The sequence below is a fragment of the Isoptericola sp. b408 genome, assembly GCF_030588085.1.
Lineage (GTDB): Bacteria > Actinomycetota > Actinomycetes > Actinomycetales > Cellulomonadaceae > Isoptericola > Isoptericola sediminis.
Genome location: NZ_JAUQYQ010000001.1, coordinates 863010 through 889345 on the forward strand (window position 1 = coordinate 863010; position 26336 = coordinate 889345).

Here is a 26336-nt window from a genome sequence, read left to right on the forward strand (position 1 = left end):
GCAGGCCCGGCGCGGCCGGTCAGTACGCGTAGGGGAACCGGCTCCAGTCGGGCTCCCGCTTGCCGAGGAACGCGTCGCGGCCCTCGACCGCCTCGTCGGTGAGGTAGGCGAGCCGCGTCGCCTCCCCGGCGAACACCTGCTGGCCCATCAGGCCGTCGTCGGCCAGGTTGAATGCGTACTTCAGCATGCGGATCGCCTGCGGCGACTTGCCCGCGATCGTCAGGGCGTACTCCAGGCCGAGGGCCTCCAGGTCCTCGTGCTCGGCGACCTCGTTGACGCCGCCCCAGCGCTCGGCGTCGTCGGCGGAGTACTCGCGGGCCAGGAAGAAGATCTCCCGTGCGCGCTTCTGCCCGACCTGGCGCGCCAGGTAGGCCGAGCCGTAGCCGCCGTCGAACGAGCCGACGTCGGCGTCGGTCTGCTTGAACCGCCCGTGCTGCCGGCACGCGATCGACAGGTCGGCGACCACGTGCAGGGAGTGCCCGCCGCCGGCGGCCCAGCCGTCCACGACGGCGACGACGACCTTCGGCATGGTGCGGATCAGCCGCTGCACCTCGAGGATGTGCAGGCGCCCGGCGCGGGCGGGGTCGACGGCGTCGGCCGTGTGGACCTCGCCGCCGCCGTCGGGCGCCGTCGTGTACTGGTAGCCGGACCGTCCGCGGATGCGCTGGTCCCCGCCCGAGCAGAACGCCCAGCCGCCGTCCTTGGGGCTCGGGCCGTTGCCGGTGAGCAGCACGGTGCCGACGTCGGAGGTCATGCGGGCGTGGTCCAGCACCCGGTACAGCTCGTCGACGGTGTGCGGTCGGAAGGCGTTGCGGACCTCGGGGCGGTCGAACGCGACCCGGACCACCGGCAGGTCGCGGACCTGCTCGGTGCCGTCGGCCGCCGTGGACCGCTCCACCCCCCGGTGGTAGGTGAGGTCGGTCAGCCCGTCGAAGCCCGTGACGGGGCGCCATCGGGTCGGGTCGAACGTCTGCGAGACCTGCGGGGGGACCGGAGGAGTGCTGTCGGAGTGGCTCACGGCCTCAGGGTAGTCGCGGCTCGACACGCCGATCACGCGAGATGTGCGCGTCATCCGTGGAATCTGCACAACTGCAGTTGCACCATGGGGGCATGGACAAGACGCGATCCCACAGCGCCGAGGTCGCCGACCCGGACGAGGTCGTGGACGAGCTGATCGCCTACGACGCCGCCGAGGTCCGGCGCGCCACCGTCACCACCCAGAGCGTGCCCGTCGCCACGGTCGGCACTCCCGGCATCCTGCGGCACATGCCGCCGGAGGAGTTCACCGACTGACGGTGCCCGGTCCCCCCGCGTGCTGCCGAGCCGCGGACGACCTCCTACCCTGAGGACGTGCCCGTCTCCCTGCCCGCGACGCCCCGGCGCCGCTACGTCTGGTCCGCTCCGCTGCGCACCCCGTTCCGGGGACTGACCAGCCGGGACGGTCTGCTCCTGGCCGGCGAGGCCGGGTGGGGCGAGCTGAGCCCCTTCTGCGAGTACGACGACGCCGAGTCCGCCACCTGGCTGCGGGCCGCGCGCGAGGCGGCGGACCTCGACTTCCCGCCACCCGTGCGTGACGCCGTCCCGGTCAACGTGACGGTGCCCGCCGTCGACCCGGAACGCGCCCGCGAGATCGTGCTGGCCTCCGGCGGGTGCCGGACGGCGAAGGTCAAGGTGGGCCAGCGGCTCCCCGACGGCTCGGTCGAGCCCGTCGAGGCCGAGCTCCGCCGGGTCGAGGCGGTCCGGGCCGTGCTCGACACGCTGCACGGACCGGCCGTCGGCCGGATCCGCGTCGACGTCAACGGCACCTGGGACGTCGACGCGGCCCGCCGCCGCATCCCGTTGCTGGACCGCGCCGCCGGGGGGCTGGAGTACGTCGAGCAGCCCTGCGCGACGGTGGAGGAGCTGGCGGCCGTCCGCCGTGCCGTCGACGTGCCGGTCGCGGCCGACGAGTCGATCCGCCGTGCCGAGGACCCCCTGCGGGTGGTGCGCGCCGAGGCGGCCGACGTCGTCGTGCTCAAGGTCCAGCCGCTCGGCGGGGTGCGGGCCTGTCTCGACCTGGCCGAGCAGGTCGGCCTGCCGGTCGTGGTCTCCTCGGCCCTGGAGTCGTCGGTCGGGCTGGCGGCCGGGGTGGCGCTCGCGGCCGCCCTGCCCGAGCTGCCGCACGCGTGCGGGCTGGCCACCTCCCAGCTGCTCACGCGGGACGTCACCGACGAACCGCTGCGCCCGGTGGACGGGACGCTGCCGGTGCGCCGGGTCGGCCCGGACGCGGGGGCGCTCGCCGCCGTCGCCGCCCCGCCGGAGCTGGAGCAGCGCTGGCTCGACCGGCACGACCGGCTCGCCGCGCTCCTCGACGGGGCCGACGCGTGAGCCCCGCGCCCGACGGCGGCACGGCCGCCCCCGCGGTCACGGCAGCCCGCGCGCTGGTCGCGGACCTGGCCGCGCAGGGCGTGCACGACGTCGTGCTGGCACCCGGGTCGCGGTCCGCCCCGCTGGCCTACGCGCTGGCCGAGGCGGACGCCGTCGGCCTGGTCAGGCTGCACGTGCGCATCGACGAACGCTCGGCGGGCTTCCTCGCGCTCGGACTCTCCCGGGGGTCGGCGGCCGGTGCCGCGGAGGCAGCGGTACCGGCCCCGGTCGCCGTGGTGACCACCTCGGGCACCGCGGTGGCGAACCTGCACCCCGCCGTCCTGGAGGCCTCGCACAGTCGTGTGCCGCTCGTCGTCCTGACGGCCGACCGGCCGCACGAGCTGCGTGGCACCGGCGCCTCCCAGACCACCGACCAGGTCGGGCTCTTCGGCGCCGCCGTCCGCTACACCCTCGACGTGCCCGCGCCCGACGGACGGGACGGCGAGGTGCGCGACCTGCTGTCCGCCGCCCGGCGGGCGGTGGCCGCCGCCCGGGGTCTGCGCGACCGGCATCCCGGCCCGGTCCAGCTCAACCTCGCCTTCCGGGACCCGCTGCACCCCGTCGGTGGCGCGGACGACGACGCGGCCACCGCGCCCGCGCAGCCCGGCCGGGGTGTCGAGGTCGTGCCGCCGGCGGCGGGGCCGGGGGCCGACCCGGCGCTGCCGGGGGACCCGACCCGCACCCTCGTCGTGGCGGGGGACGGTGCCGGTCCGGACGCGCGCCGGCTCGCCGAGGCCCGCGGCTGGCCCCTGCTCGCCGAGCCGACCTCCGGCGCCGGCGGCGGCCCGCGGGCCGTGGCCGCGTACCGTTCGGTGCTCGGCGCCGACGGGCTCGCCGACGACGTGGAGCACGTCGTCGTCCTGGGCCGGCCCACGCTGTCGCGCCCCGTGCAGCGCCTGCTCGCCCGCCCCGACGTGCACGTCACCGTGGTCGCGCCGGGGGGCGGGCCGTGGCCGGACCCGGCCCGGCACGCCGCACGGGTCGTCGACCGCCTCGCCGACCGCTGGTTCGCACCCGGCGAGCCCGCCGACGGCGGGGCGTTCGCCGCGCGGTGGCAGGCGGCGAGCCGCGCGGCCGCCGCCGAGGTCGACGCCGTCACCCGGACCGACGCCGTCGACGCCGACCTCGTGACGGCCCCGCACGCGGCCCTGGTCGTGGCGCGGGCCGTGGTCGCCGCGACCGGGGCCGGTGACGTGCTGGTCGTGGGCGCCTCCAACCCGGTGCGGGACGTCGACCTCGTCCTCGGTCTCGACGCGGCGCCGGACGCCCCGCCGGCCCGGATCCTGGCGAACCGCGGGCTGGCCGGTATCGACGGGACCGTCGCGACGGCCTCGGGAGTGGCCCTGGCCGCCGGCCGCCAGGGGGTGCGCACCCGGGCCCTCGTGGGCGACCTGACCTTCCTGCACGACCTCAACGGCCTGCTGCGCGGCCCCGCGGAGGACCGTGCCGACCTGCAGGTCGTCGTCGTGAACGACGACGGCGGGTCGATCTTCGCCACGCTCGAGCACGGGACCCTGGCCCAGGAGGGTCCGGAGGCTGCCGCGACCTTCGAGCGGGTCTTCGGCACGTCGCACGGTGCGGACCTGGCCGCGCTGTGCGCCGGGTACGGCGTGGCCCACCGGCGGGTCGACGACCTGACCTCCCTGACCGGCGCGCTCGCGCGGCCACCGGCCGGGGTGAGCGTGGTGGAGGTGCGCGTGCCGCGGGCCGACCGGCTCGCGGAGTCCCGGGACCTCGCCGCCCGGATCGCCACGGCCGTCCGGTCCGCCACGCGCTGACCAGGGGACGACGGGTGTCCTCGGCACGAGGGGACGGCGGTTGACAGGAAACTCTCAGGTCCGCCCAAGGCTCGGCCAAGGCTGATGGTGTGGTGTAGGGGCAGACATCGAGGAGGGCACATGAGCACCGAGCACACCCCCGCACCGCAGCAGCCGTCGGGCCAGGAGCACCCCGTCGAGCAGCCGACGCACCCGCTGCCGGCCGCACGCCACGAGGGCGCCGCGACGCAGGCTCCGGCACCCGACCGGCAGGCCGCGCCGCAGCCCGTCGGCGCGGCGCCGTCGTACCAGCCCGGCCCGGCCTACGGCCCGTCCTACCAGACCGGATGGTCCGGGGGCGCGCCGACGTACCCGCCGGCGGCGGGCGCCGAGCGGCGTCGCACCCCGTGGGTGCCGGTCGTCGCCGCGGCCGCCGGCGCCGCCGTGCTCGCGAGCGTGGCGACGGTCGGCGCGGTGTCCCTGCTCGACGACGGCACGAGCGAGTCCTCGCTCGCCGAGGTGGGCGCGTCCACGACCTCGCAGGCGGCCCCCGTGGCCAGCTCGACCAGCGAGAACCCGGACTGGCAGGCCGTCACCTCGGCCGTCGCGCCGTCCGTCGTGGCGATCCAGGTGAGCAGCCAGTCCGGCGGGTCCGAGGGGTCGGGTGTCGTCGTCGACGAGGCCGGGCACGTCCTGACCAACAACCACGTGGTCGCCGGCGCCGCGGACGGCACCGTCCAGGTCACCCTGTCGGACGGGCGCCTGTACGAGGCCACGATCGTGGGCACCGACCCCACGACCGACCTCGCCGTGGTCCAGCTGGTCGACCCCCCGGACGACCTGCAGCCCGCGACGTTCGGCGACTCGGACGCCGTCCAGGTCGGTGACTCCGTCCTGGCCGTCGGCAACCCGCTCGGCCTGGCCAACACGGCGACCACCGGCATCGTCTCGGCGCTGGACCGCCCCGTGGCGGCGTCCGGCAGGGACGGTGGCGACGTCGTGGTGACCAACGCGATCCAGATCGACGCGGCCGTCAACCCGGGCAACTCCGGGGGACCGCTGTTCGACGCGCAGGGCCGGGTCGTCGGGATCACCTCGTCCATCGCGACGATGTCCGGCGGGGCGGGCGGCGCCTCCGGGTCGATCGGTCTCGGGTTCGCGATCCCGGTGAACCTGGCCACGAACGTCTCCGACCAGCTCGTCGAGGACGGCACCGCCGAGCACGCGTTCCTGGGCGTGTCCCTGCGGGACGCGACGGCGACCGCCGACGGCGTCACGCGCCGGGGTGCCGAGGTCGTCGAGGTCGTCGGCGGTTCACCCGCCGCGGAGGCCGGCCTGCAGGCCGGTGACGTCGTCGTCGCCATCGACGACGACTCGGTCAGCGGTGCCGAGTCGCTGACCGCCTACGTGCGCGAGCGCACCGCGGGCGAGTCGGCGTCCGTCACCTACGTGCGTGACGGCCGGGCGGCCTCGGTCGACGTCTCCTTCGCGGTCCGCGAGGAGACCGTCGGGTCCGGCCAGGGCGGACAGGACCAGCAGCGCGACCAGCAGCAGGACCAGGACCAGCAGCGGGACCAGGACCAGCAGCAGGAGGGTCAGGACGGGTCGTCCGACCCGACGGCGCCGGACAACGTCCCGAACTGGCTGCGCGAGCTGTTCGGCGACTGACCGGTCCCCTCCCGGTCACACCGGTGCGGTCGCGCGGAGCGGGTCCGGTCGAGCTGTCGACCGGACCCGCTCCCTCCGTGCGGACGGGACGTCGCTCAGACGCCGAGGGCCCAGCGCATGGGCACGAGCTTCGCCTCCGACTCGGCGAGCTCCGCCTCCGGGTCGGAGGCCGCGACGATCCCGCAGCCGGCGAACAGGCGGAGGTGGTGCGGGTCGTCGGCGAGCTCCGCGGACCGCAGCGCGATGCCCCACTCGCCGTCGCCGTCGGCGCCGACCCAGCCCACCGGCCCGGCGTACCGCGACCGGTCCATCCCCTCGATCTCGCGGATGAGGTCGCGCGCGGCCACCGTCGGTGTGCCGCACACGGCCGCCGAGGGGTGCAGCGCCGCGGCGAGCGACAGGGAGCTCGACCGGGTGGCGGGGTCCAGCACCGCGGTGACGTCGGAGGCCAGGTGCATGACGTTCGGCAGGTGCAGCACGAACGGCGTGTCCGGGACGTTCATCGACGAGCAGAACGGCGCCAGGGAGCGCGCGACCGAGGCCACGGCGAACTCGTGCTCCTCCAGGTCCTTCGACGAGCGCGCCAGGTGCGCGGCGTGCAGCAGCGCGTCGTCGTCGCTCATCCCGGGTTCACGGCGGATGGTGCCCGCCAGGACGCGGGAGGTGACCAGACCCTTCTCGCTGCGCAGCAGCAGCTCGGGGGTGGCGCCGATCATCCCGGCCACGGAGAACGTCCAGCAGGACTCGTAGCGCGCCGCCAGCCGGCGCAGCAGCCAGCGCGGGTCCACGGGACGTTCGGTGGTGGCGACGACGTCGCGGGCCAGCACGACCTTCTCCAGCTCGCCGGCCTGGATGCGGGCGACCCCCTCGGCCACGACCGCAGGCCAGTCGCGGGCGCCGACCGCCCCGTCGGTGAGCGTCACCCGGCCGGGGTCGTGGACCGGGGTGCGTGCCGTGGCGGCCAGGCCGGCGTCCCCGGGGGCCTCGAGCGTCCCGTCGACGGCGATCGTGGTCATCCACGTCACGTCGCCCCGGCGCCCGACGACGACCCGCGGCACGACGAGCGACCCCTGCGGCGAGGACCCGTCGAAGGCCTCGCCGGTCCCGCCGTCGTCGAACGCGAACGTGCCGAAGGCCACCGGGCCGCTGCCGGGCAGACGGACCTCGTCGCGCACGACGGCGCGGGCGAGGGCGGCGCGCCAGGCGGCGTCGGCGTCGGCGAATCGCCCCGGGCCGTAGGTGTCCAGGCGCAGGGCCTCGCCCCAGCCGACGATGCCGTCACCGCGGCGGACCCAGGTCAGCGGGCGTTCGTCCGGGAGCAGGTCGACCAGCGCGGTGAGCTCGCCCGGCAGGGGGTCCAGCCGTGTGGTGCGGACCACGAGCCGCGGCGGCTCGGGTGCGGGGACGGGGGTGCCGGCGGACGCGCCCGACGGCGGGACCGGCGCCGGGTGGGGCGTGGCGGACATCAGGGTCCAGGGTACGCCGCGTGGGGACCGTCGACCGTCGGCCGTGGGACGATGTGGCCATGTCGCGCGCCAGCCTGGAGAAGAAGCCCGTCGAGGTCGCCTCGATGTTCGACGGGATCGCCGAGCGCTACGACCTCACCAACGACATCGTCTCCCTGGGCCAGGACCGCTCCTGGCGGCGGGCGACGGTGGCCGCGGTCGGGGCCGGCCCGGGGGAGCGGGTGCTCGATCTCGCCGCCGGGACGGGGACCTCGAGCGAGCCGTTCGCGGACGCCGGTGCCGTCGTCGTCCCGTCCGACTTCTCGATGGGGATGCTCCAGGTCGGCAAGCAGCGTCGGGCGGACCTGCCCTTCGTGGCCGGCGACGCGACGCGGCTGCCGTTCGCGGACGCGACCTTCGACGCCGTGACGATCAGCTTCGGTCTGCGCAACGTCGTGGACACCTCGGCCGCGCTGCGCGAGATGCTGCGGGTGACGCGCCCGGGCGGGCGGGTGGTGATCTGCGAGTTCTCGCACCCCGTGTGGGCGCCGTTCCGTCAGGTCTACCTGGAGTACCTGATGCGTGCGCTGCCGGCGGTGGCCGGGGCGGTCACGCGGGACAAGGGGTCGTACGAGTACCTGGCCGAGTCGATCCGCGCCTGGCCGGACCAGGACGGGCTCGGCCGGCTGATGCTGGGGGCCGGGTGGAGCCGCGTGGCCTACCGGAACCTCACCGGCGGCATCGTGGCCCTGCACCGGGCGACCCGACCCGCCGACTGACGATCGCCGGGAGGTCGGGCCGGGGTCGCTCAGTTGCCGGAGGCCCGCGTCTGGGCTCCGGCGACCTTCTCCTGCACCCGGGGGTCGTTCCAGGTGTCGACGGCCAGCTTCCTGGCCTGCTCGAGCTTCTCCCTGCCCTGCTCGGTGCCGAGGTAGTACCCCACGGCGACGCCGACGGCGAGTGCGGTCACGGCCTTCATCTTCAGGTGCCTCCTGTGGCTGGACGATCGGGGCGATGCGCTCACGACCGTATGCCGTGACCCGTCGTGCCGCCACCGTTCCTGCTCGTCGTGGCGCCCTCCCGGGCCACCCCGTGACCGCCCCGGCGTCAACGAAGGGTTGCCTTCCTACACATCGGTCGCTGAACGTGGTTAGAGTGCACGCAGAACGTTGTGAGCGGGTTCACAAGTGGCCTCGGCGAGGGTGCCGAGGTCTCCTGCGGCGGGAGGTGAGCAGTGCGAGCGGTAGATCGTGACGACGCGGACGTGATCGTCGTCGGTGCAGGTCCCGCCGGGGCCGCGGCCGCGCACTGGTGCGCCGTCGCCGGCCTGGACGTGCTGCTCCTGGAGAAGTCCGCCTTCCCGCGCGACAAGATCTGCGGTGACGGCCTGACGCCGCGCGCCGTGGCCGAGCTCGCCCGCATGGGCGTCGACACCCGCGCCGAGGACGGCTGGATCCGCAACGAGGGGCTGCGCGTCGTCGCGGGCGGCCGCTCCTGGGAGCTGGCCTGGCCGGAGCTGACCACCTACCCGGGGTACGGGCTCGCCCGCTCCCGCATGACGCTCGACCACGGCCTCGTCCAGCACGCGCAGGCCTCGGGCGCCAAGCTCCTCGAGCGCACCAAGGTCACCGGCCCGGAGACCGACGAGCGCACGGGCCGCGTGGTCGGGGTGCAGGCCCAGCCGCTGGACGCCCGCGGACGCGCCGACGGCGCCCCCCGCACCTACCGGGCGCCGGTCGTGGTGGCGGCCGACGGCGTCTCCTCCCGGTTCGCGACCGCGCTCGGGCTGACCCGGCGGGACGACCGGCCGATGGGGACGGCGGTGCGGACCTACTACCGCACCGAGGGCACGCCCCGGCACGCGGACCGCTTCATGGAGTCGCACCTCGAGCTGTGGGACGGCACCCCGGGCGCGTCGAACCTGCTGCCCGGCTACGGCTGGATCTTCGCCCTCGGCGACGGCACCGCGAACGTCGGGCTGGGTTCCGTGAGCTCCACCCCGGCGCGCCAGTCCGCCCAGGGGCACGACTACCGGGCCATGATGACGGCCTGGACCGCCAACACCCCGCCGGAGTGGGGGTTCACCCCCGAGAACCAGATCGGGCCCGTCCGGGGCGCCGCGCTGCCGATGGGGTTCAACCGCAGCCCGATGTACCGCGACGGCACCGTCCTGGTCGGCGACGCCGCCGGGATGGTCAGCCCGTTCAACGGCGAGGGCATCGCCTACGCCCTGCAGGCCGGCCGCGTCGCCGCCGACGCGATCGCGCAGGCCCGCACGCGGCTGACCGACGACGCCCGCGAGCGCACCCTGGCCACCTACACCGACCGCATGCGCGACGACCTGGGCGGCTACTACACGCTGGGCCGCTGGTTCGTGCAGCTCATCGAGCACCCCGCGGTGATGCGGGCGTGCGTGAAGTACGGGCTGCCGCGACCGGTGGTCATGCAGTTCGTGCTCAAGCTGCTCTCGGACTGCTACGAGCCCCGCGGCGGCGACTGGATCGACCGGGTCATCGCCGGACTGACCAGGGTGGTCCCGGCGTCATGAGCGCGAGGAGCCCTCGCGCAGGGACGGCGAGGAACGAGACGTGCCGGAGCGGGGCACCGCACCGTTCGTGCGGGAGCGACCTGGCATGAGGCGCGTCGTGGCACGAGGAAGTGACACAGGCATGGGTGAGGAGAACCGATGAGCAACCCGTACGTCCCGGTGCTGGTCCTCATGGGGATCGCCGCCGTGCTGGCCCTCGGCGGGGTCGGTGCGAGCGCGGTGATCGGACCCCGCAAGTACAACCGGGCCAAGCTCGACGCCTACGAGTGCGGGATCGAGCCCACCCCGCACGCCACCGGGGGCGGTCGGCTCCCGATCAAGTACTACCTGGTGGCGATGACGTTCATCGTCTTCGACATCGAGGTCGTCTTCCTCTACCCGTGGGCGGTCGACTTCACGGTGCTGGCCGGCTTCGGGCTGGCGGCGATGCTCGTGTTCCTGGCCCTGATCACCGTGCCGTTCGTCTACGAGTGGCGGCGCGGGGGGTTCGACTGGGTCTGACGGGCAGTTCGGCAAGGGTGCCGGCGGTCGCCGGCACCGAGATCTCCGCGAAGGAGGAGTCATGGGTCTGGAGGAGTCCCCCTCGGGGTTCCTGCTGACGACGATCGAGGATCTCGCCGGCTACCTGCGCAAGGCGTCGGTGTGGCCGGTGACGTTCGGCCTGGCGTGCTGCGCCATCGAGATGATGGCGGCCGGCGCCTCGCGGTTCGACCTGTCGCGGTTCGGCATGGAGGTCTTCCGGGCCTCGCCGCGCCAGGCGGACCTGATGATCGTGGCGGGCCGTGTCAGCCAGAAGATGGCGCCCGTCGTGCGGCAGGTCTACGACCAGATGAGCGAGCCCAAGTGGGTGCTCTCCATGGGCGTGTGCGCCTCCAGCGGCGGCATGTTCAACAACTACGCGATCGTGCAGGGCGTCGACCACGTGCTCCCCGTGGACATCTACCTGCCCGGCTGCCCGCCCCGCCCGGAGATGCTCATCAACGCGATCCTCGCGCTGCACCAGCAGATCCAGGACTCCCCGATGGGCGTCAACCGCGTCGAGGCGGCGAAGGCCGCCGAGGCCGCGGCCCTCGAGGCGACGCCGACCTCCCAGATGCCGGGACTGCTGCGATGAGCGAGCACTCCGGCGAGGTCGAGCGCCGGCAGCAGGGACCGACGGCCGAGGTCGTCCGCGAGACCACCGGCATGTTCGGGGTGCAGGGCACTGGGGACACGTCCGGCTACGGCGGGCTGACCCGCACGGTGACGATGCCGGCCGCGGCGTCGCGCCCGTACGGCGGGTGGTTCGACGAGGTCGTGGACGTGCTGGCCGAGGTGCTCGGCGAGGCGGACGTGCCCTTCGCCGACGCGGTCGAACGGGTGGTGATCACCGACCCGCGGCGGACCGCCGAGGGAGAGGGCCCGAGCCGGGACGCCGAGATGACGCTGTACGTCGCCCGCGAGCACCTGATGGCGGTCTGCCGGGCGCTGCGCGACGACCAGGACCTGCGCTTCGAGCTGTCCCTGGGCGTCTCGGGCGTCCACTACCCGGACGACGTCGGCCGCGAGCTGCACGCCGTCTACCACCTCACCTCCGTGACGCACGGCCGGCGCCTGCGGCTGGAGGTCACCTGCCCCGACGACGACCCGCACCTGCCGTCGACGACGACGGTCTACCCGGCCAACGACTGGCACGAGCGCGAGACGTGGGACTTCTTCGGGATCGTCTTCGAGGGCCACCCCGCGCTGGCCCGGATCGAGATGCCCGACGACTGGCCGGGTCACCCGCAGCGCAAGGACTACCCGCTCGGCGGCATCCCCGTGGAGTACAAGGGCGCCACGGTGCCACCGCCGAACGTCCGGAGGGAGTACTCATGACGGCCCCGGCGCACGACGTGCCGCACTCGGTGCACTCGACCGGACCCGCGGCCGAGGACTACGGACCCGGTGTCGCCGGTTTCGAGGCCTCGGGCGGCGACTGGGACGAGATCGCCCGCGAGGCGATCGGCGAGGAACGCATCGTCGTCAACATGGGTCCCCAGCACCCCTCCACGCACGGCGTGCTGCGCCTGATGCTGGAGATCGACGGCGAGACGGTGACCGAGGCCCGGTGCGGGATCGGCTACCTGCACACCGGCATCGAGAAGAACATGGAGTACCGCACCTGGACGCAGGGCACCACGTTCTGCACCCGGATGGACTACCTGGCGCCGCTCTTCCAGGAGGCGGCCTACTGCCTGGGGACCGAACGGCTGCTCGGCATCACCGACGACGTGCCCGAGCGGGCCAGCGTGATCCGCGTGCTGATGATGGAGCTCAACCGGGTCGCCTCCCACCTGGTCTGCCTGGGCACGGGCGGCAACGAGATGGGCGCCACGACGATCATGACCCTCGGGTTCACCGCCCGGGAGGAGATCCTGCGCCTGTTCGAGGCGGTCACCGGCCTGCGGATGAACCACGCGTACATCCGGCCCGGCGGCGTCGCCCAGGACGTGCCCGAGGACTTCACCGAGAACGTCCGCTCCCTGCTGCCGAGCCTGCGCAAGTACATCGGGATGCTGGGCGACCTGATGCTCGCGAACCCGATCTTCAAGTCCCGGCTGCAGGGCGTGGGCGTGCTGAACCTGTCCGGTGCCTTCGCCCTCGGCGTCACCGGCCCGGTCCTGCGGTCGGCCGGGCACCCGTACGACGTGCGCAAGGCGTTCCCGTACAGCGGGTACGAGGACTACGACTTCGACGTCCCCACGGACACGGCCGCCGACTGCTACGCCCGCGTCGTGCTGCGGATCGAGGAGTGCTACCAGTCGCTGAAGATCGTCGAGCAGTGCCTGGCACGGCTCGACGACACCGCCGGGGCACCGGTGATGGTGGCGGACAAGAAGATCGCCTGGCCCGCCCAGCTGGCCGTCGGCTCCGACGGCCAGGGCAACTCCCTGGACCACATCCGCAAGATCATGGGCACCTCCATGGAGGCCCTCATCCACCACTTCAAGCTGGTGACCGAGGGCTTCGGGGTGCCGGCCGGGCAGGCGTGGCAGACGGTCGAGCACCCGCGCGGCGAGCTCGGCGTCCACGTGGTGTCCGACGGCGGCACGCGCCCCTACCGGGCGCACTTCCGCGACCCGTCGTTCAACAATCTCCAGGCCGTGTCGGTGATGTGCGAGGGCGGCCAGGTGGCCGACGTCGTCGTCGCCGTCGCGTCCCTGGACCCGGTGCTGGGAGGGGTGGACCGATGACGGCCGAACCGGTGGGCGCACGCTCGCGCACGGGGTACGACGCCGAGACGCTGGCCGCGCTCGAGGCCGACGCGGAGACGATCAAGGCCCGCTACCCGGACCCGCGGTCCGGACTGTTGCCGCTGCTGCACCTGGTGCAGTCCGTCGACGGCTACGTCAGCCGCGACGGCATCGTCTTCTGCGCCGAGCAGCTCGGCATGACCGCGGCCGAGGTCTCGGCGGTGGCGACCTTCTACACCCAGTACAAGCGCCGCCCCAACGGCGAGTACACCGTCGGGGTGTGCACGAACACGCTGTGCGCCGTGATGGGCGGGGACGCGATCTTCGACCGGCTCAGCCAGCACCTGGACGTCGGGCACGACGAGACGACGCCGGACGGCTCCGTCACGCTGGAGCGCGTCGAGTGCAACGCCGCCTGCGACTACGCCCCCGTCGTGATGGTCAACTGGGAGTTCTTCGACAACCAGACCCCGGAGTCGGCCGCCGAGCTGACCGACCGGCTGCGCGCCGGCGAGCAGGTCACCCCGACGCGCGGGGCGGACTCGGTCTGCTCCTTCAAGAAGATGAGCCGGGTCCTGGCCGGCTTCGACGACGGCCGCGCCGACGAGGGCGTCGGCGCCGGCGGCCCGACCCTCGAGGGCCTGCGGATCGCCCGCGAGCGCGGCTGGACCGCACCGGGCACCGACCAGCGCGAGATCTCCGGCACGCCGCGTGCCGAGGTGCCGCCGGAGACCGGCACCGGACAGTCCAGCGCCGAGCGCAAGCCGACGACGCCGTCGGACGACACGGGTCCCGCCGGGCCGGCCGACGCGAAGGAGGGTGACGATGACTGACACGTTGACGCCGGTCCTGACCGACACCTGGGACGCGGAGGGCTCGTGGAAGCTCGCCACCTACGAGGCGGCGGGCGGCTACACGGGGCTGCGCACGGCGCTGACCCGGGACCCCGCGGACCTCGTCCAGCTCGTCAAGGACTCCGGGCTGCGCGGTCGTGGCGGCGCCGGGTTCCCCGCCGGGATGAAGTGGGGGTTCCTGCCCCCGCCCGACGGCGGCCCCCGCTACCTGGTGGTCAACGCCGACGAGTCGGAGCCGGGCACCTGCAAGGACATCCCGCTCATGCTGGCCAGCCCGCAGCACCTGGTCGAGGGGGTGGCGATCACCAGCTACGCGATCGGCTGCCACCACGCCTTCATCTACGTGCGTGGCGAGGTGCTGCACGTGTACCGCCGGCTGCTCGCTGCCGTGCGCGAGGCCTACGACGCCGGCCACCTGGGGAAGAACATCCACGGGTCCGGCTTCGACCTCGAGGTGACCGTGCACGCCGGGGCCGGCGCCTACATCTGCGGCGAGGAGACGGCGCTGCTGGACTCGCTCGAGGGCCGTCGCGGTCAGCCGCGGCTCAAGCCGCCGTTCCCCGCCGTCGCGGGGCTGTACGCCCGGCCCACCGTGGTGAACAACGTCGAGTCCATCGCCTCCGTCCCGGGCATCGTCGCCCACGGAGCCGACTGGTTCTCGTCGATGGGCACCGAGAAGTCGACCGGGCACGGGCTGTTCTCCCTGTCGGGCCACGTGACCCGGCCCGGGCAGTTCGAGGCACCGCTGGGCATCACCCTGCGCGAGCTGCTCGACCTGGCCGGCGGGGTCCGCGAGGGCCACGAGCTGAAGTTCTGGACGCCGGGCGGGTCCTCGACGCCGCTGTTCACCGCCGAGCACCTGGACGTCCCGCTGGACTACGAGTCCGTGGGGGCCGCCGGGTCGATGCTCGGCACCCGCGCGCTGCAGATCTTCGACGAGACGACCTGCGTGGTGCGGGCGGTGAGCCGCTGGACCGACTTCTACGCCCACGAGTCCTGCGGCAAGTGCACCCCGTGCCGCGAGGGCACGTACTGGCTCAAGCAGATCCTGCACCGCATCGAGGCCGGCGCGGGGGAGGCCGGGGACATCGAGGTGCTGCTGGACCTGTGCGACAACATCCTCGGCCGGGCGTTCTGCGCCCTGGGCGACGGAGCGACCTCGCCGATCACCTCGTCCATCGAGTACTTCCGCGACGAGTACGAGGCGCACCTCGACGGGCGCGGGTGCCCGTTCGACCCCGCCCGCTCCACGCTGTTCGACGACACGCCCCAGGCGCCGCCGGCGCTCGCGGGTGCAGGAGGCCACTGATGACCGCGACCACGGACCGGCACACCGACCAGCCGGTGGAGACGGTGACCTGCACGATCGACGAGGTCGAGGTCACCGTGCCCAAGGGCACGCTGGTGATCCGCGCCGCCGAGCAGGTCGGCATCGAGATCCCCCGGTTCTGCGACCATCCGCTGCTGGAGCCCGCGGGGGCCTGCCGGCAGTGCCTGGTCGAGGTGGAGATGCCCGACCGCGAGGGCAACCTGCGGCCGATGCCCAAGCCGCAGGCCTCGTGCACGATGACGGTCGTGCCGGGCATGGTGGTGCGCACCCAGCGCACGTCCGCGGTCGCGGACAAGGCCCAGCAGGGGGTCATGGAGCTGCTGCTCATGAACCACCCGCTGGACTGCCCCGTGTGCGACAAGGGCGGTGAGTGCCCGCTGCAGAACCAGGCGATGAGCCACGGCCGGTCGGACTCGCGCTTCACCGACGTCAAGCGGACCTTCCCCAAGCCGATCCAGGTGTCCACGCAGATCCTGCTCGACCGGGAGCGCTGCGTGCTCTGCCAGCGGTGCACGCGGTTCAGCGAGGAGATCGCCGGCGACGTCTTCATCGACCTGCAGGAGCGCGGCGCCCATCAGCAGATCGGGCGCTTCGACGAGGACGTGCTCGACTTCGCCCCGCCGTGCGGCCAGCACCGGGCCGAGACCGCCGTGGACGTCCCGCAGGGTGTCGCCCTGCCCGACGCCTCGGGGCAGCCGTTCGCCTCCTACTTCTCCGGCAACACGGTGCAGATCTGCCCGGTGGGTGCCCTCACGGGGGCGCGGTACCGGTTCCGGTCGCGTCCCTTCGACCTCGTGTCCACCCCCGGCATCGCCGAGCACGACGCCTGCGGCTCGGCGATCCGCGTCGACCACCGCCGCGGCTCGGTGATGCGCCGGCTGGCCGGCGACGACCCGGCGGTCAACGAGGAGTGGATCACGGACAAGGACCGGTTCGCGTTCACCTGGCAGGACGCGCCGGACCGTCTGACCACCCCGCTGGTCCGCGAGGACGGCGCGCTGCGCCCCGCCTCGTGGGTGGAGGCCCTCGAGGTCGCCGCCCGGGGACTGGCCGCGGCCCGCGACGACGGCGGGGTCGGCGTGCTGCCGGGCGGCCGTCTCACCGTGGAGGACGCCTTCGCCTGGTCCCGTTTCGCGCGCACGGTGCTGCGCACGGACGACGTCGACCAGCGCGTCCGCGTGCACTCGGTGGAGGAGGCGGACTTCCTCGCCCACGCCGTGGCCGGCACCGGCGTCGGCGTGACCTTCGGTGATCTGGAGGCGGCACCGGCGGTGCTGCTCGCCGGGCTGGAGGCCGAGGAGGAGGCCGGCGTCACGTTCCTGCGGCTGCGCAAGGGCGTCAGGAAGGGGACCCGCGTGTTCTCGGTCGCGCCCTTCACGAGCCGGGGCCTGTCCCGGCTCGACGGCACGCTGCTGCCGGCCGCCCCGGGCACGGAGGCCGAGTGGCTCGGCGCCGTCGCCCGGCAGGCCTCCGGGAGCACCAGCCGGGCCGACTCCGACGACCCGCGCGTCCTGGAGGCCGCCGAGGCGCTGGCCCGACCGGGCGCGGTGCTCCTGGTCGGCGAGCGCCTGGCCGGGTCGCCCGGTGCCTACGCCGCCGCCCTGGAGCTGGCGGAGACCACGGGTGCACGGCTGGCCTGGATCCCGCGCCGCGCCGGGGAGCGCGGTGGCGTGGAGGCCGGTCTGCTGCCGGGCCTGCTGCCCGGCGGACGGCCGCTGGAGGACCGCACGGCCCGCGCCGAGGTCGCCGCCACCTGGGGCGTCTCCGTGGACGACCTGCCCGCCACCCGCGGTCTGGACACCGCCGGGATCCTCGACGCCCTGAGCGTGGGGCAGCTCGCCGGGGCCCTGGTCGGCGGTGTCGAGATCGCCGACCTGCCCGACCCGGAGCACGCCCGCCGTGCCCTGGCCACGGCCGGGTTCGTGGTCTCCCTCGAGGTGCGCCGCAGCGAGGCCACCGAGCTGGCCGACGTCGTGCTGCCGGTGGCCCCGCCGGTCGAACGCGGCGGGTCCTACTGGAACTGGGAGGGCCGCGTCCGGTCCTTCGGCCAGGCCCTGGAGTCCACGGCGATGCCGGACCACCGGGTGCTGCACGAGCTCGCGACGCTGCTCGACCACGACCTGCAGTCGGCCGAGCCGGTGCGGGCCCACCGTTCGATCGCCGCGCTGCGCTCCTGGGACGGACCGCGGGCGCACCCGCCGCAGCACGCCACCGACGACCCGCCCGGCGTCCCGCCGGGGTCCGCGGTGCTCGCGAGCTGGCGGCTGCTCCTGGACGACGGCTCGATGCAGGACGGCGAGGAGTTCCTGGCCGGCACCGCCAAGACGCCGGTGGCCCGGATGAGCGCCGCGACCGCGGCCGGGGTCGACGTCTTCGACGGCGACCAGGTCACGGTCTCCACGGAACGCGGGGCGATCACCGTGCCGGTGGCGATCACCGACATGGTCGACCACGTGGTGTGGCTGCCCCTGGCGTCCCGCGGCTGCCGTGTGCACGACACCCTCGGGGTCTCCCCGGGCCGCCAGGTCCGGGTCGCCCCGGCCGAGAAGGGAGTCCAGGCATGATCCCCGGCGTCGCCGCCGACTTCAGTGCCGACACGATCTGGGTCTCGGTCGTCAAGGCCGTGCTCATCGTCGTCTTCCTGCTGACCAGCGTGCTGTTCGCGATCTGGTTCGAGCGCAAGCTCGTGGCCCGGATGCAGCTGCGGCCGGGCCCGAACTGGCACGGTCCGTTCGGTCTGCTGCAGTCGCTCGCGGACGCGATGAAGCTGCTGCTCAAGGAGGACGTGACGGTCACCAACGCCGACCGCCGCGTCTACCTGCTGGCCCCGATGATCTCGGTGTTCTGCTCGCTGCTCGTCTTCGCCGTGATCCCGTTCGGCCCGTCGGTGACCATCCCGTTCACGGACTTCACCACCCCCGCCCAGCTCACCGACTTCCCGGTGGCCGTGCTGTACATCCTGGCCTGTGCCTCGATCGGCGTGTACGGCATCGTGCTGGGCGGCTGGTCGTCGGGCTCGACGTACCCGCTGCTGGGGTCGGTGCGCTCCACCGCCCAGGTGATCAGCTACGAGCTGGCGATGGGGCTGAGCCTGGTCAGCGTGTTCATCATGGCCGGCTCGATGTCGACGTCGTCCATCGTGGAGTCCCAGACGAGCCTGTGGTGGTTCATCCCGCTGGCCCCCGCGTTCGTCATCTTCCTCATCTCGATGGTGGGCGAGACCAACCGGCTGCCGTTCGACCTGCCGGAGGCCGAGGGCGAGCTCGTCGGCGGGTACATGACCGAGTACTCCTCGATGAAGTTCGCGTGGTTCTTCCTCGCGGAGTACATCGCGATGCTCAACGTCTCCGCGGTCGCCACGACGCTGTTCCTCGGCGGGTGGCGCGCCCCGTGGCCGCTATCGCTGGTGGGTGACGGGGTGCTCAACACCGGCTGGTGGCCCCTGTTGTGGTTCCTGGCCAAGGTGTGGCTGCTGATGTTCCTCTTCGTCTGGGTGCGCGGCACGCTGCTGCGGCTGCGCTACGACCAGTTCATGGTCTTCGGCTGGAAGGTCCTCATCCCGTTCGCGCTGGCCTGGGTCGTGATCCTCGGGGTCTTCCAGTGGGCGGGCCTGGCCGGTGTGACGCAGACCCAGATGATCGTCGGGATCCTCGTGGCCCTCGCCGTCGTGATGGCGGTGCTGTGGCTGTGGCCCGAGAAGAAGCCGACCGGCGCCGAGGCGACGACCGACGGCGAGGGCGGGTTCGACGCCTTCGCCGGCGGCTACCCCGTCCCGCCCGTCCCCGGCCAGACCCTGCCGCCCTCACCGCGGGCGCGGCGCACGGTGCCGCCCGCCGAGGACGCCGAGACCCGCACCGCGACCGCTGTCGACGACGAGGAGACGCGATGAGCGACCAGCCCTACGAGCCGTTGCGCCCGAAGAAGGGACCCCTCGGTGAGCTGTTCGCTCCCGTGGCCGGCTTCGGCGTGACGTTCTCGTCGATGTTCAAGCCGACCGTCACCGAGCAGTACCCCCGCAAGAAGACGCCGCCGCAGACGCGGTACCACGGGCGCCACCAGCTCAACCGGTACGCGGACGGGCTCGAGAAGTGCATCGGCTGCGAGCTGTGCGCCTGGGCGTGCCCCGCCGACGCGATCTACGTCGAGGGCGCGGACAACGCCGACGCGGTGGACGGTGCCCCCGAGGCGCACATGAGCCCGGGTGAGCGGTACGGCCGCGTCTACCAGATCAACTACCTGCGCTGCATCTTCTGCGGGTTGTGCATCGAGGCGTGCCCGACGCGGGCGCTGACGATGGGCCCCGACTACGAGCTCGCCGGGCCGACGCGGGAGGGCCTGATCTACGAGAAGCAGGACCTGCTGGCACCGCTGGCCGAGGGGATGCTCGCCGCCCCGCACCCGATGGCGGAGGGCACCACGGACACCGAGTACTACCGCGGCGAGGTCACCGCACCGACCGCGGAGCAGGTGGACTGGGTGCGCGAGCACCGCCCGGACGACCCGACGCTGGACGCCGCGTCCGCCGTCGTGGCCGGCGACGCCCCGCCCCCGGTCCCGGACACCCACCACCTGCGGCCCGACCAGGACCGTGCCGAGGCGACCCGTGCCGCGGCGACGCAGTCCAGCCTGGACCACCGCCCCGTGCAGACCGAGGAGGCCCGGCCATGACCGTGTCCGGCGGCGAGACCGTCCTGTTCTGGGTGCTGGCCCCGCTCATGGTGCTCGCGGCCTCCGGGCTGCTGGTCGTGCGGCGGGCCGTGCACGCGGCCGTGTGCGTCGTGTTCGTCATGATCTCCCTGGCCGTGCTCTACGTGGCCCAGGAGGCGCCGTTCCTCGGCGTCGTCCAGGTCGTGGTGTACACCGGCGCGGTGATGATGCTGTTCCTCTTCGTGCTGATGCTCGTCGGGGTGGACGCGGCCGACTCGCTGACCGAGACCATCCGGGGTCAGCGCTGGGTCGGCCTGCTGCTCGGACTGGGGCTGGCGTCCGTGCTCGGCGGCGTCATCGCCCGGTCGACGTTCCCGCCGCCGCGGGGCCTGGCGGAGACCGGCGGGGTGACCAACCCGGTCGCGCTCGCCCGCGTCGTGATGGAGCACTACGTCGTGGCCATGGAGGTCGTCGGCATCCTGCTCGTCACCGCGGCCGTCGCCGGACTGGTGCTGACCCACCGCCGCCGCCTGGGAGCGAAGCCGACGCAGCGCGCGCTGGCCGAGGCCAAGATCGCGGCGCTGCCCACCGGCCGCCACCTGAGCCCGCTGCCGGCGCCCGGCGTGTACGCGCAGAACAACGCGATGGACACCCCGGCTCTCGACCACACCGGCCGGCCGCTGGAGCACTCGGTGCCGCGGGTGCTGCGCATCCGCGGTCAGCAGCGCGAGGCCGCCGAGCTCCTCACCGCCGAGGAGACGCTGGTGCACCGCGAGCTGGACGTCCCCGACGACCCGGTGCCGAGCGTCGGACCGGACAGCAGCGAGGGGGAGACCCGCTGATGGAGCTGACGAACTACCTCTACCTGTCGGTCGTGCTCTTCGCGCTCGGCGCGACGACGGTGCTGCTGCGCCGCAACACGATCGTGGTGTTCATGGGGATCGAGCTCATGCTCAACGCCACGAACCTCGCGCTGGTCACCTTCGCGCGGATGCACGGCGACGTCACCGGCCAGGTCCTGGCCTTCTTCGTCATGGTCGTCGCCGCCGCCGAGGTCGTGGTCGGGCTGGCGATCATCGTGACGATCTTCCGTGCCCGCCGGTCGGCCTCGGTCGACGACGTCAACCTGCTCAAGAGCTAGGAAGGCCACGACTTCGATGACGACGCAGACGCTCTCCCTCGCCCCGTGGCTGGTCGCGACCCCCTTGATCGGCGCGGCGCTGCTGCTCCTGATCGGGCGCCGCGGCGACCGGTGGGGTCACTGGCTCGGTGTGCTGGCCTCGACGGCGACGTTCGTGATCGGCCTGGTCATCCTGCTCGACATGCTCGGCGTCGACGCCGAGCAGCGGGTGGCGACCTCCTCGGTCGGTACCTGGATCGACGCCGGGCCCCTGACGGTCGACCTCGGGTTCCAGCTCGACCCGCTGTCCATGACGTTCGTGATGCTGGTGACGTTCGTGGGCACGCTGATCCACGTCTACTCCGTGGCCTACATGTCGCACGACCACGACCGGCGGCGGTTCTTCGCCTACCTCAACCTGTTCGTCGCGGCGATGCTGCTGCTGGTGCTCGCGGACAACTACCTGCTGCTGTTCGTCGGCTGGGAGGGCGTGGGCCTGGCCTCGTACCTGCTCATCGGGTTCTGGGACCACCACCTGCCCAACGCGGTGGCCGGCAAGAAGGCGTTCCTCATGAACCGGGTCGGCGACATGGGCCTCATCGTGGCGATGATGCTCATGCTGGCCACGTTCGGTGCCCTCGACTTCGGCACGGTGCTGGGCTCGGCCGACGCCGCCGACCAGGGGCTGAACACCGCGATCGGGCTGATGCTGCTGCTGGCGGCCTGCGGCAAGTCGGCACAGCTGCCGCTGCAGGCCTGGCTCGGGGACGCGATGGCCGGTCCGACCCCGGTCTCGGCACTCATCCACGCGGCCACGATGGTCACCGCCGGCGTCTACCTGCTGGTGCGCTCCGGCCCGCTGCTCGAGGCGGCGCCCGACGCCCAGCTCGTCATCGCGATCGTCGGTGCGCTGACGCTGCTGTTCGGTGCGGTCGTCGGTTGCGCCAAGGACGACATCAAGAAGGCGCTCGCCGCGTCGACGATGTCCCAGATCGGCTACATGATGCTGGCGGCCGGGCTCGGCCCGATCGGGTACGCGTTCGCGATCTTCCACCTGGTCACCCACGGCTTCTTCAAGGCCGGGCTGTTCCTGGGCGCGGGCTCGGTGATGCACGGCATGGACGACGACGTCGACATGCGCCGCTTCGGCGGGCTCTGGCGCCTGCTGCCGGTCACGTGGATCACGATGGGCTTCGGCTGGCTGGCGATCCTCGGCGTCCCGCCGTTCTCGGGGTTCTGGTCCAAGGACAAGATCATCGAGGCCGCGTTCGTCGGCGAGGGCTGGCGTCCCTGGGTGTTCGGCACGGTGGCGCTCGTCGGCGCCGGCATCACGGCCTACTACATGTCGCGGCTGTTCTTCATGACGTTCGCGGGACGTCGGCGCTGGAGCGCGGACGGTGCGGACGGCACGGTCGAGCGGCACCCGCACGAGTCGCCGCTGCTGATGACGGTGCCCATGGTCGTCCTGGCGCTCGGTTCGGTGGGGCTCGGCTGGGTGCTCGCCGCCGGTGACGGGTTCGTCCACTGGCTCGAACCGGTCACGGGGCACGCCGAGCACGACGAACCCGTGCTCGCGGTGCCGGTCATCATCGGGCTGACGCTCACCCTGGTCGTGGTGGGTGCGGCCCTGGCCTGGGTGCAGTACGCCACCCGCGCGGTGCCGACGACGGCGCCGCCCGCGCCGGCCCTGGTCCGGGCGGCCCGGGTGGACCTCCACCAGGACGACGTGAACGAGACCCTCGTGATGCGTCCGGGGCAGTACCTGACGCGGTCGATGGTCTTCGCCGACCGGACCGCGGTGGACGCCGGCTGGCTGGGGCTGGCCGGAGGTGTCGGCCGGCTCGGGACCTGGTTGCGGGGCTGGCAGTCGGGGTACGCGCGGCAGTACGCCGCGATCACCCTGGGCGGCCTCGGTGTGATCGTGCTCGTGATCTGGCTCGTGGCGACGACGGCGGGCTGAGGCGTGGAAGGGATGACGATGTCGACATTTCCCTGGCTGACGGTGCTCGTCGCCTGGCCGCTGGTGGCTGCGCTGGCCACCGCACTGACCGGTGTGGGCCGCGGGCGGCCTGCTGCCGGCGCGGCCTCGGGCGGCGGCGCGTTCAGCGCAGGCACCGCCCGGACGGTGGCCCTCGTCGGTGCGCTGGTGGAGGTCGCCCTGGTGGTGGGGGCGTTCCTCGCCTTCGACACGGGTGCGGCTGGTACCCACCAGCTCACCGAGACCTACCCGTGGATCCCGGCGTTCGGCGCCAGCTACGCGGTCGGCGTCGACGGGGTGGCGCTGCTGCTGGTCGCCCTGTCCGCAGGTCTGGTGCCGCTGGTGATCCTCGCCGCGTGGCACGAGCAGGGCGGTGACGCCGTCCGGCTGCGCCGCTACCTGGCCACGGTGCTGGTGCTGCTGAGCTTCATGGTCCTGGTCTTCACCGCGCGGGACGTGTTCCTGTTCTACGTGGTCTTCGAGGCCATGCTGATCCCCGCGTACTTCCTCATCGGCGGGTTCGGGCAGGGTGCGCAGCGCCGGTACGCCGCGGTGAAGTTCCTGATGTTCTCCCTCGGCGGCGGGCTCATCATGCTGGCCGCCGTCGTCGCCCTGTACCTGCAGGTGCCGGTCGACGCCGCCACCGGGCTGCGGCCGCAGGACGCGTTCCTCACCGACAACCTCACCGGGCTCGCCCTCGACCCGATGGCCGAGCGGCTGATGTTCGCCGCGTTCTTCCTGGCCTTCGCGATCAAGGCACCGATGTTCCCGGTGCACACCTGGCTGCCGGACGTCACCCAGAACGCCACGCCGGGCACCTCGACGCTGCTCATCTGCGTGCTGGACAAGGTCGGCACCTTCGGGATGCTGACCCTCTGCCTGCCGCTGTTCCCGGAGGCGAGCCGGTGGGCCGCGCCCTTCGTGGTGGTGCTGGCCGTGATCTCGATCCTGTACGGCGCGATCCTGGCGATCGGCCAGTCGGACGTGCTGCGCCTGATCGGCTACACCTCGGTGTCGCACTTCGGGTTCATCATCCTGGGCATCTTCACCTTCACCTCGGTGGGGGTCTCCGGGTCGAGCTTCATGATGCTCAACCACGGCATCTCCACCGGGGCGCTGTTCCTCCTCGCGGGCTTCGCGATCGCCCGGCACCCGCGGCACAGCCAGCTGGTGTCGGACTACGGCGGGATGCGCACGGTCGCCCCGGTCCTGGGCGGCACCTTCCTCGTCGCGGGGCTGTCGGCCCTCGCGCTGCCGGGGCTGGCGACGTTCGTCTCGGAGATCATGGTCTTCCTGGGTGCCTACGGCCGGTGGCCCGCAGCGGTGCTGGTCGCCGTCCCCGCCGTCGTGCTGGCCGCGACCTACGTGCTGCTGACCTACCAGCGCATGTTCACCGGCCCGGTCGGCGCGGAGGTCGCCGGGGCCAAGGACCTGGGCGGCCGGGAGAAGACCGTCGCCGGGGTGCTGGTGGCCGCGCTGGTCGTGCTGGGCCTGGTGCCCGGGCCGGCGCTCGACTACGTCCGTGAGCCGGCGGAGGTCTCCGTCGAGCTCGTCGGCGCCACCGATCCGCAGCCCGTGCTCGGTGCTGCAGAGGGGAGCGAGCAGTGAACGAGTTCGTCGCACCGGAGATCGACTGGGCGGTCCTGTCGCCGGTCCTGGTGGTCCTGGCCGCCGGGGTGGTGGGCGTGCTGGTCGAGGCCTTCGTCCCCGCGCGGGCCCGCCGCGTGGTCCAGCTCGTGCTGACGCTCGGCGCCCTGGCGGGGTCCCTGGTGGCCGTGGCGCTGCTCTGGGACCGGGTGCTCACCGACGGTCTCGCCTTCGTCGTGGACGGCACGGTGCTCCTCACCCCGTTCACGCTGGGCATCCAGGCCGTGGTGGCGCTGCTGGCCCTGCTCGGGGTGCTGGTCGTCGCCGACCGCACCAGCACCGGGCAGGACGCCTTCGCCCCGACGGCCGCGGCGGTGCCGGGCACCGCCTACGAGGACGCCGCTCGCCAGGCCGGGCTGCAGCAGACGGAGATCTACCCGCTCATGCTGTTCGCCACGGGCGGCATGCTGCTGTTCCCGGCCACGGACAACCTCATCGTGCTGTTCATCGCCCTCGAGGTGCTGTCCCTGCCGCTGTACGTGCTCTGCGCGACGGCCCGCCGCCGCCGGCTGCTCAGCCAGGAGGCCGCGTTCAAGTACTTCCTGCTGGGGTCGTTCGCCAGCGCGCTGATGCTGTTCGGCATCGCCCTGGTGTACGGCGCCACCGCGACGGTCAGCCTCGAGCTGGCCGTGTCCAGGTTGGCGAACCCGGACAGCCCGGTCCTGACGATGATGCCGGACCTCGTGATCGCCGCCGTGCTGCTGATCTCCGTCGGCCTGCTGTTCAAGATCGGAGCGGCGCCGTTCCACACCTGGACCCCGGACGTGTACCAGGGTGCGCCGACCCCGATCACCGCGTTCATGGCCGCCTGCGTCAAGGCGGCCGCCATCGGCGCGATGGTGCGGGTGCTGTTCACGCTGGCCGCAGGTCTGGACGAGCCCCTGCGTCGGGACCTGGAGACGGGCCTGTGGGTCGTCGCGATCCTGACGATGCTCGTCGGCACGGCCGCCGGAGCCGTGCAGACCGACGTCAAGCGGATGCTGGCCTACTCCTCCATCGCCCACGCCGGGTTCCTGCTGGTGGCGATGGTGGGACTCGACGAGGTCGGCGCGCAGGCCGTGCTGTTCTACGTCCTGGCCTACGGGCTGGCCACGCTCGGCGCCTTCGCCGTCGTGACGCTCGTGCGCGAGCAGGACGCCGACGGCGTCGTGCTCGGCGAGGCGACGCACCTGTCCCAGTGGGCGGGCCTCGGGCGGCGTTCGCCGCTGCTGGCGACGGCGTTCTCGCTGTTCCTGCTGTCGATGGCGGGGATCCCGCTGACGGCCGGGTTCCTCGCGAAGTTCGGTGCGTTCTCGGCCGCGGTCGAGGCCGGCGCCTGGCCGCTGGCCGTCATCGGTGTGCTCGCCTCGATCGTCGCGGTGTTCTTCTACGTCCGGCTCATCGTCCTGATGGTGCTCACGCCGCCGGTGGAGGAGACCGCCGACGACGGCGTCACCCCCGCCGGTGCCGTCGCGGCCGACGGGACCCCGGACGACGGGCTCCGGGACGGCGAGGGCGTCGAGGACGGGCCGGAGCCGGCCCGCACCGGGACGCTCACGGCGGCGCGGGCCCTCGCCGGGCGCGCCGCCGTGGTCGTGGTCGCCTCCCAGGGGCCGACCGCCGTGGCGATCACGGTCTGCGCCGTCGGCGTGGTGCTGCTCGGCATCGTCCCGGCAGCGGTGCTGGACTGGACGACGCAGGCGGCGGCGTTCCGACCCTTCGGCCCGTGAGCTCCGTTCGGC

General features: G+C 73.3%; 23 protein-coding genes. 20 read left to right on the forward strand and 3 right to left on the reverse strand.

Going from position 1 to position 26336, the window contains the following annotated elements:
* Positions 1-19: 19 nt before the first annotated feature.
* Positions 20-1018 carry a 1,4-dihydroxy-2-naphthoyl-CoA synthase gene (locus Q6347_RS04015; RefSeq protein WP_304602556.1) on the reverse strand — a complete coding sequence of 333 codons (999 nt, stop codon included), beginning with the start codon at positions 1016-1018 and terminating at the stop codon, positions 20-22.
* Between the two features lie 92 nt (positions 1019-1110).
* Here Q6347_RS04015 and Q6347_RS04020 point away from each other — a divergent pair, with 92 nt between their 5' ends.
* The 4 genes from Q6347_RS04020 (at position 1111) to Q6347_RS04035 (ending at position 5831) form a co-directional block, all read left to right on the forward strand.
* Entirely contained in the window at positions 1111-1293 is a 183-nt protein-coding gene (locus Q6347_RS04020; protein WP_171246009.1) for a hypothetical protein, read from the forward strand.
* A 57-nt stretch (positions 1294-1350) separates the two neighbouring features.
* On the forward strand, positions 1351-2367 hold the full coding sequence (locus tag Q6347_RS04025) for an o-succinylbenzoate synthase (protein WP_304606751.1): 1017 nt from the start codon (positions 1351-1353) through the stop codon (positions 2365-2367).
* Entirely contained in the window at positions 2364-4184 is a 1821-nt protein-coding gene (gene menD / locus Q6347_RS04030; protein WP_304606752.1) for a 2-succinyl-5-enolpyruvyl-6-hydroxy-3-cyclohexene-1-carboxylic-acid synthase, read from the forward strand. Before Q6347_RS04025 ends, menD begins: the two co-directional genes overlap by 4 nt.
* Positions 4185-4304: 120 nt before the next feature.
* Entirely contained in the window at positions 4305-5831 is a 1527-nt protein-coding gene (locus Q6347_RS04035) for a S1C family serine protease (RefSeq protein WP_304606753.1), read from the forward strand.
* A 95-nt stretch (positions 5832-5926) separates the two neighbouring features.
* Here the strand turns inward: Q6347_RS04035 and Q6347_RS04040 are convergent, their stop codons facing one another.
* Positions 5927-7297, reverse strand: a complete 1371-nt coding sequence (locus tag Q6347_RS04040) for an isochorismate synthase MenF (protein WP_171246006.1) — start codon at positions 7295-7297, stop codon at positions 5927-5929.
* A gap of 59 nt (positions 7298-7356) precedes the next feature.
* Between Q6347_RS04040 and Q6347_RS04045 the strand changes: the two genes are divergently transcribed.
* Positions 7357-8055, forward strand: coding sequence for a demethylmenaquinone methyltransferase (locus Q6347_RS04045; RefSeq protein WP_171246005.1), 699 nt, complete (start codon positions 7357-7359; stop codon positions 8053-8055).
* Between the two features lie 29 nt (positions 8056-8084).
* On the opposite strand, the gene Q6347_RS04050 is transcribed toward Q6347_RS04045, so the two are convergent.
* On the reverse strand, positions 8085-8246 hold the full coding sequence (locus Q6347_RS04050; RefSeq protein WP_171246004.1) for a hypothetical protein: 162 nt from the start codon (positions 8244-8246) through the stop codon (positions 8085-8087).
* Positions 8247-8510: 264 nt separating this feature from the next.
* On the opposite strand from Q6347_RS04050, the gene Q6347_RS04055 reads away from it, so the two are divergent.
* From Q6347_RS04055 to nuoN, 15 genes are all read left to right on the forward strand, one after another.
* A complete protein-coding gene (locus Q6347_RS04055) occupies positions 8511-9824 on the forward strand; it encodes a geranylgeranyl reductase family protein (protein WP_304602551.1) in 1314 nt (437 codons plus the stop codon).
* A 138-nt stretch (positions 9825-9962) separates the two neighbouring features.
* A complete protein-coding gene (locus Q6347_RS04060) occupies positions 9963-10325 on the forward strand; it encodes an NADH-quinone oxidoreductase subunit A (RefSeq protein ID WP_171246002.1) in 363 nt (120 codons plus the stop codon).
* 61 nt (positions 10326-10386) lie between these two features.
* Positions 10387-10938: an NADH-quinone oxidoreductase subunit B family protein gene (locus Q6347_RS04065; protein ID WP_171246001.1), complete on the forward strand. Its 552-nt coding sequence runs from the start codon at positions 10387-10389 to the stop codon at positions 10936-10938.
* The gene (locus Q6347_RS04070; protein WP_304606755.1) at positions 10935-11681 is read left to right on the forward strand and encodes an NADH-quinone oxidoreductase subunit C; all 747 of its coding nucleotides are present in this window, start codon (positions 10935-10937) and stop codon (positions 11679-11681) included. Before Q6347_RS04065 ends, Q6347_RS04070 begins: the two co-directional genes overlap by 4 nt.
* Positions 11678-13039: an NADH-quinone oxidoreductase subunit D gene (locus Q6347_RS04075; protein WP_304602549.1), complete on the forward strand. Its 1362-nt coding sequence runs from the start codon at positions 11678-11680 to the stop codon at positions 13037-13039. The genes Q6347_RS04070 and Q6347_RS04075 overlap by 4 nt, the downstream gene beginning before the upstream one ends.
* Positions 13036-13872 (forward strand): NADH-quinone oxidoreductase subunit NuoE, encoded by an 837-nt coding sequence (gene nuoE / locus Q6347_RS04080; protein ID WP_304602548.1) that lies wholly within the window; start codon positions 13036-13038, stop codon positions 13870-13872. Before Q6347_RS04075 ends, nuoE begins: the two co-directional genes overlap by 4 nt.
* Entirely contained in the window at positions 13865-15202 is a 1338-nt protein-coding gene (gene nuoF / locus Q6347_RS04085; protein ID WP_304602547.1) for an NADH-quinone oxidoreductase subunit NuoF, read from the forward strand. The genes nuoE and nuoF overlap by 8 nt, the downstream gene beginning before the upstream one ends.
* On the forward strand, positions 15202-17787 hold the full coding sequence (locus tag Q6347_RS04090) for an NADH-quinone oxidoreductase subunit G (RefSeq protein WP_304606756.1): 2586 nt from the start codon (positions 15202-15204) through the stop codon (positions 17785-17787). Before nuoF ends, Q6347_RS04090 begins: the two co-directional genes overlap by 1 nt.
* Positions 17784-19112, forward strand: a complete 1329-nt coding sequence (nuoH, locus tag Q6347_RS04095; RefSeq protein WP_171245995.1) for an NADH-quinone oxidoreductase subunit NuoH — start codon at positions 17784-17786, stop codon at positions 19110-19112. Before Q6347_RS04090 ends, nuoH begins: the two co-directional genes overlap by 4 nt.
* Positions 19109-19891, forward strand: a complete 783-nt coding sequence (gene nuoI / locus Q6347_RS04100; RefSeq protein ID WP_304602544.1) for an NADH-quinone oxidoreductase subunit NuoI — start codon at positions 19109-19111, stop codon at positions 19889-19891. The genes nuoH and nuoI overlap by 4 nt, the downstream gene beginning before the upstream one ends.
* On the forward strand, positions 19888-20712 hold the full coding sequence (locus Q6347_RS04105; protein WP_171245993.1) for an NADH-quinone oxidoreductase subunit J: 825 nt from the start codon (positions 19888-19890) through the stop codon (positions 20710-20712). Before nuoI ends, Q6347_RS04105 begins: the two co-directional genes overlap by 4 nt.
* A complete protein-coding gene (nuoK, locus tag Q6347_RS04110) occupies positions 20712-21011 on the forward strand; it encodes an NADH-quinone oxidoreductase subunit NuoK (RefSeq protein ID WP_171245992.1) in 300 nt (99 codons plus the stop codon). Before Q6347_RS04105 ends, nuoK begins: the two co-directional genes overlap by 1 nt.
* A gap of 16 nt (positions 21012-21027) precedes the next feature.
* Positions 21028-22950, forward strand: a complete 1923-nt coding sequence (gene nuoL / locus Q6347_RS04115; RefSeq protein ID WP_304606757.1) for an NADH-quinone oxidoreductase subunit L — start codon at positions 21028-21030, stop codon at positions 22948-22950.
* A gap of 18 nt (positions 22951-22968) precedes the next feature.
* Positions 22969-24576 (forward strand): NADH-quinone oxidoreductase subunit M, encoded by a 1608-nt coding sequence (locus tag Q6347_RS04120; RefSeq protein ID WP_304602543.1) that lies wholly within the window; start codon positions 22969-22971, stop codon positions 24574-24576.
* Positions 24573-26324: an NADH-quinone oxidoreductase subunit NuoN gene (gene nuoN / locus Q6347_RS04125; RefSeq protein ID WP_304602542.1), complete on the forward strand. Its 1752-nt coding sequence runs from the start codon at positions 24573-24575 to the stop codon at positions 26322-26324. Before Q6347_RS04120 ends, nuoN begins: the two co-directional genes overlap by 4 nt.
* Positions 26325-26336 lie beyond the last annotated feature (12 nt).

Excerpts from the sequence above, each read along its gene's own strand:
- Q6347_RS04040 (WP_171246006.1), bottom strand. The coding sequence starts at position 7,297 with ATGTCCGCCACGCCCCACCCGGCGCCGGTCCCGCCGTCGGGCGCGTCC.
- Q6347_RS04120 (WP_304602543.1), top strand. The coding sequence starts at position 22,969 with ATGTCGACATTTCCCTGGCTGACGGTGCTCGTCGCCTGGCCGCTGGTG.
- nuoH (WP_171245995.1), top strand. The coding sequence starts at position 17,784 with ATGATCCCCGGCGTCGCCGCCGACTTCAGTGCCGACACGATCTGGGTC.
- Q6347_RS04035 (WP_304606753.1), top strand. The coding sequence starts at position 4,305 with ATGAGCACCGAGCACACCCCCGCACCGCAGCAGCCGTCGGGCCAGGAG.
- Q6347_RS04090 (WP_304606756.1), top strand. The coding sequence starts at position 15,202 with ATGACCGCGACCACGGACCGGCACACCGACCAGCCGGTGGAGACGGTG.
- nuoE (WP_304602548.1), top strand. The coding sequence starts at position 13,036 with ATGACGGCCGAACCGGTGGGCGCACGCTCGCGCACGGGGTACGACGCC.
- nuoL (WP_304606757.1), top strand. The coding sequence starts at position 21,028 with ATGACGACGCAGACGCTCTCCCTCGCCCCGTGGCTGGTCGCGACCCCC.
- Q6347_RS04070 (WP_304606755.1), top strand. The coding sequence starts at position 10,935 with ATGAGCGAGCACTCCGGCGAGGTCGAGCGCCGGCAGCAGGGACCGACG.
- Q6347_RS04105 (WP_171245993.1), top strand. The coding sequence starts at position 19,888 with ATGACCGTGTCCGGCGGCGAGACCGTCCTGTTCTGGGTGCTGGCCCCG.
- nuoK (WP_171245992.1), top strand. The coding sequence starts at position 20,712 with ATGGAGCTGACGAACTACCTCTACCTGTCGGTCGTGCTCTTCGCGCTC.
- nuoF (WP_304602547.1), top strand. The coding sequence starts at position 13,865 with ATGACTGACACGTTGACGCCGGTCCTGACCGACACCTGGGACGCGGAG.
- nuoI (WP_304602544.1), top strand. The coding sequence starts at position 19,109 with ATGAGCGACCAGCCCTACGAGCCGTTGCGCCCGAAGAAGGGACCCCTC.
- Q6347_RS04020 (WP_171246009.1), top strand. The coding sequence starts at position 1,111 with ATGGACAAGACGCGATCCCACAGCGCCGAGGTCGCCGACCCGGACGAG.
- Q6347_RS04075 (WP_304602549.1), top strand. The coding sequence starts at position 11,678 with ATGACGGCCCCGGCGCACGACGTGCCGCACTCGGTGCACTCGACCGGA.
- Q6347_RS04065 (WP_171246001.1), top strand. The coding sequence starts at position 10,387 with ATGGGTCTGGAGGAGTCCCCCTCGGGGTTCCTGCTGACGACGATCGAG.
- Q6347_RS04060 (WP_171246002.1), top strand. The coding sequence starts at position 9,963 with ATGAGCAACCCGTACGTCCCGGTGCTGGTCCTCATGGGGATCGCCGCC.
- Q6347_RS04045 (WP_171246005.1), top strand. The coding sequence starts at position 7,357 with ATGTCGCGCGCCAGCCTGGAGAAGAAGCCCGTCGAGGTCGCCTCGATG.